The sequence below is a fragment of the Lentimicrobium sp. S6 genome (assembly GCF_013166635.1).
In the GTDB taxonomy this organism is placed as follows: domain Bacteria; phylum Bacteroidota; class Bacteroidia; order Bacteroidales; family UBA12170; genus UBA12170.
In genome coordinates this window covers 124,404-138,739 of record NZ_JABKBZ010000002.1, presented here as the reverse complement: position 1 = coordinate 138,739, position 14,336 = coordinate 124,404, and the positions used below count along the sequence as shown (strand labels likewise).

The 14,336-nt window shown below is 36.3% G+C and carries 11 protein-coding genes; 5 read left to right on the top strand and 6 right to left on the bottom strand.

Features of this window, described 5'->3' with window-relative positions; translation table 11 throughout:
* Positions 1-359 precede the first annotated feature (359 nt).
* Both HNS40_RS01540 and HNS40_RS01535 read right to left on the bottom strand, forming a co-directional pair.
* Entirely contained in the window at positions 360-1,292 is a 933-nt protein-coding gene (locus HNS40_RS01540) for a hypothetical protein (RefSeq protein WP_172276545.1), read from the bottom strand.
* A gap of 62 nt (positions 1,293-1,354) precedes the next feature.
* Positions 1,355-2,011, bottom strand: a complete 657-nt coding sequence (locus tag HNS40_RS01535) for a PrsW family glutamic-type intramembrane protease (protein ID WP_172276542.1) — start codon at positions 2,009-2,011, stop codon at positions 1,355-1,357.
* A gap of 132 nt (positions 2,012-2,143) precedes the next feature.
* Here HNS40_RS01535 and rsgA point away from each other — a divergent pair, with 132 nt between their 5' ends.
* The 5 genes from rsgA (at position 2,144) to HNS40_RS01510 (ending at position 7,696) form a co-directional block, all read left to right on the top strand.
* Positions 2,144-3,088, top strand: a complete 945-nt coding sequence (gene rsgA / locus HNS40_RS01530; RefSeq protein WP_172276539.1) for a ribosome small subunit-dependent GTPase A — start codon at positions 2,144-2,146, stop codon at positions 3,086-3,088.
* Positions 3,089-3,751, top strand: a complete 663-nt coding sequence (locus HNS40_RS01525; RefSeq protein WP_172276536.1) for a CBS domain-containing protein — start codon at positions 3,089-3,091, stop codon at positions 3,749-3,751.
* A gap of 1 nt (position 3,752) precedes the next feature.
* Positions 3,753-5,171, top strand: a complete 1,419-nt coding sequence (locus HNS40_RS01520; protein WP_172276533.1) for a BamA/TamA family outer membrane protein — start codon at positions 3,753-3,755, stop codon at positions 5,169-5,171.
* A 165-nt stretch (positions 5,172-5,336) separates the two neighbouring features.
* Positions 5,337-6,530 carry a glycosyltransferase family 4 protein gene (locus tag HNS40_RS01515; protein ID WP_172276530.1) on the top strand — a complete coding sequence of 398 codons (1,194 nt, stop codon included), beginning with the start codon at positions 5,337-5,339 and terminating at the stop codon, positions 6,528-6,530.
* A complete protein-coding gene (locus HNS40_RS01510) occupies positions 6,527-7,696 on the top strand; it encodes a glycosyltransferase (protein WP_172276527.1) in 1,170 nt (389 codons plus the stop codon). Before HNS40_RS01515 ends, HNS40_RS01510 begins: the two co-directional genes overlap by 4 nt.
* A 476-nt stretch (positions 7,697-8,172) precedes the next feature.
* Here the strand turns inward: HNS40_RS01510 and rocD are convergent, their stop codons facing one another.
* The 4 genes from rocD to rseP form a co-directional block, all read right to left on the bottom strand.
* Entirely contained in the window at positions 8,173-9,396 is a 1,224-nt protein-coding gene (rocD, locus tag HNS40_RS01505; protein ID WP_172276524.1) for an ornithine--oxo-acid transaminase, read from the bottom strand.
* Positions 9,397-9,924: 528 nt separating this feature from the next.
* On the bottom strand, positions 9,925-11,097 hold the full coding sequence (gene dinB / locus HNS40_RS01500; RefSeq protein WP_172276521.1) for a DNA polymerase IV: 1,173 nt from the start codon (positions 11,095-11,097) through the stop codon (positions 9,925-9,927).
* A 999-nt stretch (positions 11,098-12,096) separates the two neighbouring features.
* Positions 12,097-12,876, bottom strand: a complete 780-nt coding sequence (locus tag HNS40_RS01495; protein ID WP_172276518.1) for a UDP-2,3-diacylglucosamine diphosphatase — start codon at positions 12,874-12,876, stop codon at positions 12,097-12,099.
* A 125-nt stretch (positions 12,877-13,001) separates the two neighbouring features.
* Positions 13,002-14,336 carry an RIP metalloprotease RseP gene (rseP, locus tag HNS40_RS01490; protein ID WP_172276515.1) on the bottom strand — a complete coding sequence of 445 codons (1,335 nt, stop codon included), beginning with the start codon at positions 14,334-14,336 and terminating at the stop codon, positions 13,002-13,004.

Genomic DNA, 14,336 nt, shown 5'->3' with positions numbered 1-14,336 from the left:
AAGGCAATAGAAAAATCAGCTGTTGAGGCTAAGCCAAATGTAGTCGAAAAAATAGAAGAGAAGCCTGTGGAAAAGCCGGCAGAGAAGCCACTTGAAAAACGAGCAAAACGACCTAGACTTCAGAATCCTCCTCCCATGAAGAAAACCATAAAGGAGGAGTCTAAACAAGAAGCTACTGAACTGAAGATTGAATTAGAAATAGAGGTGGACGAGAACCATGTTTTAGTGGAGGAGAGGAAGGATAAGCCAAAACCTATGCACTATAAAAAGGCGAAAAAACCAACTCCCAAACCAGGAACCACATCAAATGAAAATCAGATTACTTTAGATTTTTAATGATACATTCAACGCTGGAACTATTATATTCCTGAGGTATTCAGATTACCCAAACTAATAGTAATTAGTCTTTCTTTATCTTGAGAGGCATCTGAACGAATGTACATGCTAACCTGGATGTGAAGGTTGTAGATATTTAAATACATTTCTTTGGACTGAATTTGGCCAATCTTAGAAATATCCGAATTGATGATTCCATCGTATCTGGATTTCTTTGGAGGAATAATTAGGTTTTCTCCCTTGTCTATCCATTTGAGTTCGTATTCTTGGAAATCATAAACATTAGCAATATCATGAATGGTGTATACCTGAAGGTTTTCAATTCCATCGCAGTTAATGAGGAACCAGGTATAAGTGCTTTCGTCAATCAAACATCTATTCAGGTTGTCTTTGTTTAAGATTCTGGCATTATTGATAATAGCGCTTCCATAATAATTATCATCGAAATGGAATAGCGTATCGTGGGTAATAGCATATCTTAACTCTATACTACCAATTATTTTTCTCAACTTTGGAAACAAATGATAAGCATTATATGAGCGAACCACCAATTCAAAATTAATGGCAAATAGCACTGCATGAAGAGGTGTTTCTAAAATTAAGAATCCACCATCGCCAGTACTAATAAAAGCTTTTTCTATTGCTTTTTTGTCATAATTTTGAAATACATATTGATTGGATTCAAGGCAGAGCCTAATGGCTTTTTCAAAGAAAATTTTAAACAAAGCGGGGATTAAGGTTTGTTCAAGATGTTTGAACATTCCATATCGATAAATATCAATACCTAATACAGCTCTTCTGCTAAAGCTTTCGGTATCTATATAAGAAGATATTTCCTCGTATAAATCTGCATGATTAGGAATAATGTTCACCTTTTCGTAGGTAGACTCTAAATCGTATTCTTTTAAAATCTCTAAAACACTGTCAAAATGGAGTTTTCTGATGGGCTTTTTCATTCTTGATATATTGTTCCTAAGTTGATAACTACTTCAAGCTGCGAAATTAGATAAATTCTAGTTTAGAGTTCGTCGGATATCTGAATACTTTTAACAATTAATAGAAAGGTAATAATACCTGAACCTATCAAGAAAGGCCAAATTAAAAGTTGATCATTGGTTTGGATGATAAATTCATATATTCCGTGGAATAAAATAGCCCCAAACAATCCAGATAATGAATCTATCATTCTGTTATTCCTGATTTTACCCATGCCCACAAAGAAGCCCATTAGTACTGCATAAACCATTCCTACCAATACATTTGAAATGAGTAGGCTGTAATCATAATTTGGGAAAAATAAAAGGATACCAATATTAGTTGCCGTCACAGCTCCAAATGAAATCATAAGAGAATAGATAATGCTGTCCGAAGGATTTCGAAATACCTTAGCAGGCAGCATTAAATATCTTAAAACAATGAATTTCCCGATTTCTTGACCAAAGGCGATAATGAAAAAGCTAAAGAAAATAATTCGTCTAAGATTTTTTAAAACCAGATAGCCCTGTTGATAGGTGATGTAAAAAATGGTCGCGAAAACAATGGTGCTAAATATCCCCCAAAAATAAGAGCGAAGCAAAAGTCCAAAATATCCTCTCGGGAATCGATATTTCATATAGCCAAATAATATGGCGGCCATTAAAGGACCAAGTATAAGAGAAAGTACAATTTGTAGCATAGAATTCGATTTGTAATACTTATGTTTTGTAAATTTACAGCAAATTATTCAAAGTATTATCTTTATCGAAAATTTCTGAGTTGATTCTTAGTTTTATAAGAGTCTTGAATTGAGAAATAATCAAATTTTTAAATGACAAAAGAAAAACAAAATAGCGGCGTAGTTGTAAGGTCTACTGGTAGTTGGTACGAGGTGAGAACAGATGAGGGGCTGGTGCTTTCTTGTAGATTTAAAGGAAAGTTTAAGATTGCAGGTATCAAAAGTACCAATCCTATTGCAGTGGGCGATCGGGTTACCTTTATCAAAGATGGAGAAGAAAATGGGGTGATTGATTCTATTTTGCCACGAAGAAACTATATCATTCGAAAGTCAACCAAGCTTAGTAAGCAAACTCATATCATTGCCACCAATATTGATTATGCTTTTCTGGTGGTTACCATTAGTCAGCCTCGAACCAGTTCTGGATTTATAGATCGCTTTCTCTTAACTGCTGCCCTCTATCATATTCCAGTGGTCTTGGTATTTAATAAAGTGGATCTCAATAAAGAGAAAGAGAATGAAATTCAGAATGAGTTCTTGGAATTATATCAAACCATAGGTTATCAATGTTTGGTGACCAGCGCTACCAGAGGAGATGGAATAGATGAGCTTAAAGCGATGATGAAAGGTCGTACTTCTATGTTTGGTGGGCATAGCGGAGTGGGAAAGTCAGCTTTAGTGAATGCCATTCAGCCCGGAATAGAACTAAAAACATCTGAAATTTCCTCCGTTCATCAAAAAGGTCGCCATACCACTACTTTTGCTGAAATGCATCCCCTAGAATTTAATGGATACATCATAGATACTCCTGGGATTAAAGAATTTGGAGTAGTGAATTTGGAGAAGCAAGATGTGGCAGGTTACTTTCCTGAAATGGAATTTTTTATGCACGATTGCAAGTATAATAATTGCCTGCATGTGCGGGAACCCCAATGTGCTGTTAAGGAAGCGGTAGAAAATGGAGAGATTGCAGAATCTAGATATATTAACTATCTTGCCATCATTCTTGATGAGGAATTTGATAAAAAACCATTTTAAATGCTGGCACACGAACTCATAACAAATACTATTGTTCCGCTTAAAACTTCCGATACTGGCATGCTCGGATTGAGTTTAATGGAGGAGTATAAAGTGACGCATTTACCTATCGTGAATGCAGAAACCTATATTGGATTAATCAGTGAAGATGATATTTATTCCTATAATAGATTTGAGGAGGCCATTGGAGGACACCCCATTGCTAATGTTAATATCTCGGTGCATTCAGAACAACATTTGTTTGAAGTTTTAGAGCTGATACATGAGCATCATCTAACTTTAGTTCCGGTGGTGGATCAAAATGAAATTTATTTAGGAAGCATTTTGGTGAGTGATTTAGCAGCTCGTTTGGCTAAGATTACAAGTCTCAGTAATCCAGGAGGTATTATCGTTTTAATGATGAATATCCATGACTATTCTCTTTCCGAAATAGCTCAAATAGTTGAAACCAATAACATAAAGATTCTCAATTTGTTTGTAAGTACCTTTGCTGAATCAACAAAAATAGAAGTCACCATAAAGTTGAATTCTATAGATATTGAACCTGTACTTCAAACCTTCTCAAGATATAACTACGAAATAAAAGCATCTTATACTGAAACTGAACTAAACGAAAGTTTAACAGAACGCTACGACTCACTCATGAACTACTTAAACATCTAGAATGCGATATCATATCTTGCTCCTTATTTCAGTGTTTTTATTGTCCCTCTACTCTCTGAGGGCACAAGAGCTTAAATCTGCTCAAGATACTTTAATCATTATTCAAGATTTACAGTTGATAGGAAATAAGGTAACGAGAGATAACATCCTTTTACGGGAAATCACTTTTAAACCTGGAGATACCATTGGGATTTCTGCTTATCAAGGAATATTAGAACAAAGCCGAGAGAACTTAATGAATACATCACTGTTTAATTTTGTGGATGTTATCGATTCTTTAAGCTCCTCTAATGGTATAAAAAGACATGTGGTAAGCTATAAAGTGATAGAGCGTTGGTATATATGGCCTTTGCCTATTTTTGAATTGGCCGAAAGAAACTTAAATGCTTGGTGGGAAACCAAAGATTTTAGTAAAATCAATTATGGAATGTTCCTCAATTGGGAGAATTTTAGAGGAAAGCGCGAGAACTTAAAAATATTATTGCAATTTGGTTATGATGAAAAGTTGGGCTTTAGTTATTCTGTGCCTTATATAGATAAGAAAGAAACCATAGGTTTGGAATTTGGATTCAATCAGACAAAGAACCACGAAGTCTCTTACGGAACGGTAGGCAACAAAGTTCAAAGAGTGAAGTTGGTGGACGATTATGCTCATAAAGGATATTCAGGATATATTACTTTGGGACACCGCCCTGATATTTATAATACACATAGCGTAGAGTTGAGTTATAACGATCATATTTATGCGGATACTGTTTTTGAGATCAATCCTGATTTTTATAATGGAAACCGTAGTCGAGCTCAATATTTTAAGATCAATTATTATTTTAAGAATGATCATAGAGACTATCGTACCTTCCCTTTAAAAGGATATTACCTCGATTTATTAATTGAGAAAACAGGAATGGGATTCTTCAAAGGATCTGATATAAATATTCTGAGTGTCAAAATAAATGCTAGGAAATATTGGAAGCTTAATAAAAGATTTTATTATTCCGAAGGCATAATTGCGCGTGTTGGTAGTGGAGGCGAACAGCCCTATTTCTTGAATTATGGAGTAGGTTATGGCAGAGATTTTGTGCGAGGCTATGAATATTACGTTGTCGATGGTCAAAATTATTTTATCCTGAAAGGAGAATTGAAATTTTCATTGGTTCCTCAGCAAGTTTCAACACTTAAATTTATCCCTACCGACAAATTCAATAAAATTCCGTGGGCAGTTTATTTAAGTTTATATAGTGATGGAGGTTGGGTACCTGGAGAAGTTGAATACGAAAATGATCTACAGAATAAATGGTTATGGGGATATGGAATGGGCTTAAATATGGTCACCTATTATGATATAGTATTCCGATTAGAGTATTCCTTTAATAAAATGGGTGAGAGTGGTTTCTTTATTCACTTTATGGCTAGTATTTAGGTCTTAGCTTTCTTCACTTTTCCCTCATATTTATCTAATAGCTAGTGTAATTCAACTTGGTTTCTTTTAAATTGGATTTTAATTACTGCGGAAAACACCGATTTATTCTTAATTTTTCTATAAAACAGATTGAAAATTTTATCTTTGCTCACCCAAAACAGTAGCATGCGGATATTAATCATAGTCAATAAAATACCTTACCCTCCAAAAGATGGAGGTAGTATTGCTACCTTAACCTTAGCACGCAATTTTGTGAAGCTTGGACATCAAGTAGATATTCTGACTATGAATACCTCCAAACACTATTTCAGACTCGATCAGCTCCCTCTCGAACTAAGTAGAACTATTCGTTTTGTTGGTGTGGATACTCCTGCTCTCATTTCTCCTATTGGGGCACTAAAAAACCTTTTCTTTTCTGATAAAGCTTATATTGCTGAGCGATTTTATACGGAAAAGTTTAGAGATAGATTAGAATTATTATTAGATGAGGAGGAATATGATGTGATACAATTGGAAGGAAGTTATATGGGAATGTATATGCCTTCCATTAGAGCCCATTCCAATGCAAAAGTATCTATGCGTGCTCATAATTTAGAATTTGAAATATGGGAAAGAACAGCCAAGAATGCTTCTTTTCCAAAGAATTATTATTTTTCAAACCTAGCTAAAAGGATAAAAAAGCTGGAAATAAAACAGTTGAATGAGTTTGATGCCATGATTCCTATCACTTCTAGAGATGGAAAAATACTCCAGTCTTTAGGGTGTAAGATTCCTGTTCATACCACACCAACGGGTTTTGATGTCCTTGGTAGTAAATTAAATACCAGTAAACAAGAATTTCCATCAGTATTCCATATTGGAGCGCTCGATTGGCCACCAAACCAAGAAGGATTACTTTGGTTTTTTGATAAAATCTGGCCTATAGTGGTGAAGAAACATCCTCATCTGAAGTTTTATTTGGCAGGGAGAAATGCCCCAGATTGGATAAAAACCATGAAGGTGAAGAACTTAGTTTATATAGGTGAAGTAGAGAGTGCTATTGAGTTTATGAACAGCAAAGCTATAGGCGTAGTTCCGTTATTATCGGGTAGTGGAATGAGAATAAAAATAGTGGAGGGCATGGCTTTAGGAAAGGCTCAAGTGACTACGAAAATTGGCGCTGAAGGAAATCCTGCAGTAGATGGAAAAGAGTTGATGATTGCCGACGAGCCTGATGAGTTTGCAGCTAAAATTATAGAATTAGTAGAGAATAAAGAGCTTTTCGATTCCATGGGACGAAATGCCTACGAATTTGTAAAGAAGGAATTTGATAATAAAGTGATTACTCAATCCTTGATCAATTTTTATAAGAGCTTATGATGATGATCCTCCAAATATTGTTTTGGCTCTCTGTACTCATGATTTTTCATAGTTATGTTTTCTTTCCTTTATTAATAAAATTTTTAGCTAAGGGAAAAACCTTTAATTATCCAGAGCTTTCTGATGATGAGTTACCGAAGATGTCTATTTTGGTATCTGCATTTAATGAAGAAGCAGTCATAGCGGAAAAGATAGAAAGTGTTTTCAAGAGTAATTATCCAATTGCTAAATTTGAGCTATTAATTGGCTCTGATAATTCTGATGATGATACCAATGTAATTATTCAATCCTATGCTGATAAACATCCCAATCTCATATTTAATGCCTATAGCAAGCGCAGAGGAAAGCAGAATGTAGTAAATGATTTGTTTCATCTGTCTAAGGGTTCTATCCTGATACTAACTGATGCTAATGTGATCTTCGATGAGAATACCTTATTGGAAATTGCACGCCCTTTTACCGATGAGAATATTGGTTTGGTAGATACAAATATGATTAACAGGGGATTGAAAAAAGAAGGAATCAGTCATCAGGAGAAAGCCTATATTTCCCGAGAAGTTTACATTAAGCAATACGAGTCTTTGGTATGGGGTAGTATGATGGGCCCTTTCGGTGGTTGTTATGCTATTCGTCGAGAGGATTATAGTCAGGTTCCCTCCAATGCTTTGGTTGATGATTTTTATATCAATATGAAGATTTTTGAAAAGGGAAAGCTGAGTGTTAATAACCTAGAAGCTAAGGTTTTTGAAGATGTGAGTAATGACCTGAAAATTGAATTAATTCGTAAAATAAGAATCGCTACTGGGAACTTTCAAAACCTGAAATGGTTTGGTCACCTACTCTGGCCTATGAATAACGGTGTGGCATTCACTTTCTTATCACATAAAGTACTACGGTGGCTAGGTCCATTTTTCTTACTCATTAGTTTGCTGAGCTCCGCTTTACTCTGGAATACCCCATTTTACCAATTGGCTTTTAGTATTCAGATAGCCGGATTTTTTATTCCACTGCTAGATTCTTTATTAAAAAAACTCAGCTTTAACTCTAGATTCCTCCGTTTTATCACCCATTTCTATAGCATGAACTTGGCTTTGTTTATTGGTTTCTTTCGTTTCTCAAAAGGAGTGAAATCTGGTATTTGGAAGGTTACTAAACGCAATCAGTAAGGTGCTTCAAATGTTAGCCCATTTACTCCATCATAAAGAACTTAAATTCAAGTAGTAAATGCAACTTTTCGATTTAGAGGCGAAAGTATTAATTTTTTAAAACAGAAAGAGAGAAGAACTCTCCTTCGTTTTTGATATTGCAAATAGTAAACAGCTTCTTCTTTACCTTGTAAAACACTGTCGTTCTCAGCCAAAGAAATGAAGAATCTTTTTTTTAATCTAAAAATTATTTTGGACAGTATTGGATTTGCATTAAATTCAGTAAAACTGGTAGAAATATAATATTATAGAATTTCCGGACTATGATGTTTTAGTGCAAGCAAAAAGCCTGATTTTGCAAAGAAAACCTTTTGTATTGAAATTTATAAATATACTGAAAATGATTTTTATGATAAGAGCAGTCATTTTTGGTAAGAAATATAAAAAAAAGCCACCGAAAAATCCGATGGCTCTATATTCTATACTAAGAAGAATGACTATTCAAATGAAACAATAGCTTCTTTAATTAAGGCAATAGCTGCCATTAATTGTTCTTCTGTGATAACCAAAGGAGGAGCAAAACGGATGATATCTCCGTGAGTTGGCTTAGCTAAAACACCTAAATCTCTCATCTTCATACATACATCCCAAGCTTCTTTTCCATTTTTTGGCTTAATAATAACTGCATTTAATAAACCACGACCTCTTACTAAAGAAATCATAGGAGAATCAATGGCTTTCATTTCGCGACGGAAAATCTCACCTAAATACTCAGCTCTTTCAGCTAATTTTTCTTCTTTGACTACTTCTAGAGCAGCAACAGCTACTTTTGCAGCTAATGGGAAACCACCAAAAGTAGAACCATGTTCGCCTGGCTTAATGCAAAGCATAATGTCATCATCAGCTAAAACAGCAGAAACAGGAATAACACCACCAGAAAGGGCTTTCCCTAAGATCAAGATATCTGGGCGTACCTCTTCGTGGTCACAAGCTAATAATTTACCTGTACGGGCAATGCCTGTCTGAACCTCATCGGCAATAAAAAGTACATTATTGGCTTTGCAAAGCTCATATGACTTCTTTAAGTATCCATCGTCTGGTACATAAACACCAGCTTCACCTTGAATAGGCTCCACTAAGAATGCACAAACATTAGGGTCTTTTAATTCGTTGGCTAAGGCATCTAAATCATTATAAGGAACAGTAACAAAACCAGGAGTATAAGGGCCAAAACCTTTATAAGCGTCTGGGTCTGTCGACATAGAAATGATAGTAATAGTTCTACCATGGAAATTATTGGCACAAACAACGATTTTAGCTTCGTTCTCTGGAATACCTTTTTTTGTATATCCCCATTTGCGAGCTAATTTTAATGCAGTCTCGTCAGCTTCAGCACCAGTATTCATAGGTAAGACTTTGTCGAAACCAAAATATTCAGTGATATACTTTTCGTAAGGACCTAAAACATCATTATAAAAAGCTCTAGACGTTAGTGTTAACGTACGTGCTTGATCAACTAATGCCTCCACAATTTTTGGATGACAATGCCCTTGGTTAACGGCAGAATAAGCGCTTAGGAAATCATAATATTCTTTTCCTTCTGCATCCCATACTTTAGCTCCTTTTCCCTTAGATAATACTACTGGTAGTGGATGATAGTTATGTGCACCATACTTATCTTCCAACTCCATGGCTTCCTTTGAAGAAATGAATTCAGACATATGCTATGTGTGTTTTAGAGACTTGTCTTTCTAACCATTTTACTTAGAAGCGTTTAAACAAGTCTTTTGGATTATAAAATTAATTTAATTGCAGCGCAAATATACAGATATTTAAATGTCGTATTGCCTTTTGAATAGAAAATCTTGACTATTATTCCTTCTTTTTATAGCTTATAAATAGTTTGTATAAATAGTCATTTTATACCCCGAAAAGAGCTTATATTTATGCGCTTTTGTTTGTTGGAAATAAGTGTTGATTTAAGGAGATGGCTTCCTTTGCTCGCCATGAACTTGTTTCATATAAAACTCAGTAGTAGAATCTCCTCCGAAGATGTGTCATTGCGAGGCAATACACTGAGTGGTAAGGTATAGCGACGTGGCAATCTTAAGCAATAAGAGATGTAGGTTGATTTAAGACCACATCGGTCATCGGACATTTCATATCCTACATCCAAGAATTCAGCTCAGGCGGAAATATTTTCCACCCTTCGTGGTCCGCTTCCTTCTTTTCTTCCTTGTAACATTCATTCATTCTCTCATTCCACCTCTGTGTCTCATTGCCTCCGTGGTATCTTCTTTCTTCCTTGTATTATTAAATTCTTCAATACTTCTCCCCGGAAACTCAATCTCCAACTGAATCCAAGATACAGGCAAATCGGGCTCGTTATCTAATTTGCTAATAGAGATACCCAATAGACGCACCGGTTTTTCTAATGCGGCTTGACGTAATAAGTCTACTGCTAATATTAATAGCTCCTCTTTTTGATTGATCCAGTGGTTAAGGGTTTTGGATCTGCTTTGTATGGTGAAGTCATGATGCTTCATTTTAACAGTTATGGTTTTCCCCTTTACTTTGGTTCTCCATAATCGTCTCTCTAATTCCTCAGCTATTTGTTCTAGCTTTTTAATCATATCGCTTTCTGAGGAAATGTCAGTAATAAAAGTACGCTCCGCAGCAATGGATTTTCTCAACCTATTTGGTCTGACTTCACTATGCTGTATACCTCTCACGATTTCATGGAAGTGACTACCCGATTTACCAAAGTTTCTTGCTAAAAAGGCTAAGCTTTGGGCTTTTAAATCTTTGCCATTGAAAATACCTAGGCTATTCATCTTTTCAGCTGTAACTTTTCCAACTCCAAAGAATTTTTCAATGGGGAGCTCCTCCAAGAAAGCAATAACCGCGTTGGGCATAATGGTTTTTTGACCATTGGGTTTGTTGATGTCAGAGGCAATTTTGGCCGTAAATTTATTAATAGATATTCCTGCCGATGCTCTTAATCCCACTTCTTCAAAAATACGTTGGCGGATTTCTTTAGCTAATTTACTAGCAGAACTTATGTTTTTCTTGTTTTTTGTGACATCTAAGTAGGCTTCATCCAAACTTAAGGGTTCTACAAGATCGGTATAGTCAAAGAATATCTCTTGAATTTTATTGGAGATTTCTTTATAGCGTTCCATTCTAGGTTTCACAAAGATTAGAGGAGGGCATTTACGACGAGCAAGTGCTCCAGACATGGCAGAACGCACACCATAAGCTCTAGCCTCATAGCTGGCTGCTGCAATCACACCCCTCTCTCCACCACCACCTACAGCTAATGGTTTCCCCTGTAGCTCAGGATTATCCATTTGTTCCACCGATGCGTAAAAGGCATCCATATCCACATGTATTATCTTTTTGATGGGAATCTGGTCATTCATAATCGGGCAAATTACGAAAAATATAATATGGTTGAGCTGGCAAACCGGCGAATAAGGGAATCATTCCCCAAAAGGGAAGGCTTCCCTGGTTTTTAGGGTTTCTTGGTGCTCAAATAAAATTGACCCCACCTTCTCACATAAGAAAATTGATATATAGCCGGCAGCAAACGCAGCTTTTAATTCAGAACCTCTGGCCGGCCAGATAAAACTAGGGTTCATCATTATCCCAGCATTTCGGTCATTGCATGCCCTTATACTGGGCTAATGAAATGTCGCTGCTAAGCGTTTCATATGGCAAAGCATAATAGAAAGGATGATAAGCCTAGAGGGGATAGCGTCCTTGGATGCGAATACACTTATTTACGCAGGTGCGAAATCGTAACCATCGTAAATACACAACGATGTAAACAACAGAACCTAGCTCAAGCCTCCTTTTCAAACCGCTAACCTTTCTGTTTCGTATCAACCCGATCATCGAGCGGCTCTTTAAAATATTCTATTATTGCTATCATGGCGCTCCACTTCGTTTCGCACCATGCTACCAAAATACCGCACCTACGGCGCTTAGTTAGATGTTCCATATTGGCTGAATATATAAAGGATGATAGCCATAGAAGGGATAGCGTCCTTGGTAACGAAAAATATAATAAGCTTAGGTTTGTGAAGTATTATCGATGTTTTCCAATGATGTAATCAACCTTGCATAGAAAGATAGCCCCTCGAAATGAGCAGAGTCGAAGTTTGAGGATAGTATCCTTGGTTTGATAGTAATAGAAAATAGGCTAGATTTGAGGAGATTGCTTCACTACATTCGCAATGACCGGCCTTTTAATTATATACAGGTTAGTATCTCCATTCGAAGATGGGTCATTGCGAGGAGGTTCGATGAAGCAATCTCTTATAAGAATTGATGCATCTTGATATAGCACCTTCCTTCAACCATTCTATCATTCACTCATTTCTCTTCGTGTCTCAGTGCCTCTGTGGTATCTCTTTAATCTACCCCTCAAAAACCTTCATCTCAAAAACCTCGCCATCAAAAACACCATAAGAAAAACGAGAAATCCAATCGCCTAAGAAGATAAAACGACTGTTTGATTGAAGTTCGAAATCTCTAACAATATGCCAATGTCCCATCACAAAATAATCGATCTGATGGCCTTGCCTTAAATAATCTTTGGCAAACATAGGTAATCTAGAATCCTCTATGGCTCGTATAACTGGTTCTTCTCTTTCTTTTTCTTCTCGGGCTACATTCGCATAACGACTTCTTCTCGACCAAAACAAACCCATAGCCAATCCCCAATCGGGATGAATCCAACGAAATAACCATTGATTGAGTTTCTGCTCAAATATCCACTTCAAGAACTTATAGCCCTTATCGCCTTGGCCTAATCCGTCGCCATGAGCTAAAAAGAACTTTTTACCTAAAAGCTCCACTTCTAAAGGCTCTCGATGGATTTCAATATTGAGCTCTTCATTTAAATAATTGAAAGCCCAAATATCATGGTTTCCTCTAAAGAAATGTATTGGAATACCACTGTCGGTAATTTCAGCCAGCTTGCCAAAAAGACGAGTAAAACCTTTGGGAACCACCGTTTTATACTCGAACCAGAAGTCAAAGAGATCGCCGAGAATATAAATGGCTAGTGCATCTTTCTTGACCTCATCCAACCATCTCACCATCTTTCTCTCTCTAACTTTACTAGATTCCACATCGGGAATACCCAGATGAGCATCGGAGAGAAAGTAGACCTTTTTATTTGATGGTTTCGTCAAGATTCCGTTTTTTTAATGTCTGTAAATGTTTGTTTTCAGTACAAACATAAGGAAAAAAATGGCATTTTATGGCTTTGCTTTTGTGTTTGTTAGAAAACCAATTGATATGGTTTTACTGGCAAGCATTAGTTAAACAAGTTCCAGATATCGTTACCATTGGCAAATACCAATAGAGCTAATAAAAGGAACATTCCTACCATCTGTGCATATTCCATAAACTTATCGCTAGGCTTACGGCGGGCAATAATTTCATACATCAAGAACATCACATGACCACCATCTAAAGCTGGAATAGGTAGTATATTTAATACAGCAAGCATGATGGATAAGAAAGCGGTCAGACTCCAGAATTTCATCCAATCCCAAACCGGAGGAAAGATGCTACCAATCTTAATAAATCCACCAACCGACTTATAAGCTTTCATTTCAGGGTTAAAAAGTATCTTTAATTGTTTAAGATAGCTATTAATGGTTTCAAATGCTTTGTTGATACCAGCTGGTATAGCTTCTATCACGGTATAATCGCGAGATTTTAAATCAAAATCCAATCCTAAATCGGCACCAATTGAAATACCAATAAGACCATCGTCTTGCACTGCTACTTCAAAGGTCTTTAATTTGTTTTCACGTAATACACTCACCTGAACCATTTTACCTGTATTGGCAGCTACACTATCTCTGAATATTTGGAACTGGTCAAAAAAGGCCACCTGTTGTCCGTTAAGGCTTTGTATCCAATCGCCCTTCATAATTCCGGCTTCTTCTGCGGTGGAACTCTTGGCAAATTCACTGATGCGAATGGGCATACGAGGCATCAGGAAACCAGGTTTTTCGCTGGCTATTAAGTCACCTACAAACTGAGTACTTACTGGAATATCTAATCGCTGTCCATTACGATCAATTTGAATGGCTTGCACCTCCTCTAAAATTAAATGGGCAGGAATCTTCATGAAATCATCCACTTCTTGTCCATCAAGAGTTAAAATTTTATCTCCATTTTTTAAACCTAAGGTTTGGCCTAAGCTATCCACCTGAATTCCATATTTAACAGCCGATGTAGGAAGGTATTCTTCACCATAACTGGCCATCATTACAATATAGATAAGCATGGCTAATATCACATTCATAAAAACCCCACCCAACATAATGATTAAGCGTTGCCACGCGGGTTTGCTTCTAAACTCCCATGGCTCAGGGTCTTTTTCCATTTGCTCTTTGTCCATGCTTTCGTCTATCATTCCGGCAATTTTCACATAGCCCCCTAAAGGCAACCAACCCATACCATATTCTGTTTCCCCATATTTAAACTTAAAAAGGGAGAAGCCAGGATTAAAGAAAAGATAAAACTTCTCTACTTTAGTATGAAATATTTTTGCAGCGGCAAAGTGTCCAAATTCATGCACAATTACCAATACCGACAGACTTAAAATGAGTTGTAAAATTTGTATAAGGATATCCAT

Excerpts from the sequence above, each read along its gene's own strand:
- rocD (WP_172276524.1), bottom strand. The coding sequence starts at position 9,396 with ATGTCTGAATTCATTTCTTCAAAGGAAGCCATGGAGTTGGAAGATAAG.
- HNS40_RS01540 (WP_172276545.1), bottom strand. The coding sequence starts at position 1,292 with ATGAAAAAGCCCATCAGAAAACTCCATTTTGACAGTGTTTTAGAGATT.
- HNS40_RS01535 (WP_172276542.1), bottom strand. The coding sequence starts at position 2,011 with ATGCTACAAATTGTACTTTCTCTTATACTTGGTCCTTTAATGGCCGCC.
- HNS40_RS01525 (WP_172276536.1), top strand. The coding sequence starts at position 3,089 with ATGCTGGCACACGAACTCATAACAAATACTATTGTTCCGCTTAAAACT.
- rseP (WP_172276515.1), bottom strand. The coding sequence starts at position 14,336 with ATGGATATCCTTATACAAATTTTACAACTCATTTTAAGTCTGTCGGTA.
- rsgA (WP_172276539.1), top strand. The coding sequence starts at position 2,144 with ATGACAAAAGAAAAACAAAATAGCGGCGTAGTTGTAAGGTCTACTGGT.
- HNS40_RS01520 (WP_172276533.1), top strand. The coding sequence starts at position 3,753 with ATGCGATATCATATCTTGCTCCTTATTTCAGTGTTTTTATTGTCCCTC.
- HNS40_RS01515 (WP_172276530.1), top strand. The coding sequence starts at position 5,337 with ATGCGGATATTAATCATAGTCAATAAAATACCTTACCCTCCAAAAGAT.
- dinB (WP_172276521.1), bottom strand. The coding sequence starts at position 11,097 with ATGAATGACCAGATTCCCATCAAAAAGATAATACATGTGGATATGGAT.
- HNS40_RS01510 (WP_172276527.1), top strand. The coding sequence starts at position 6,527 with ATGATGATGATCCTCCAAATATTGTTTTGGCTCTCTGTACTCATGATT.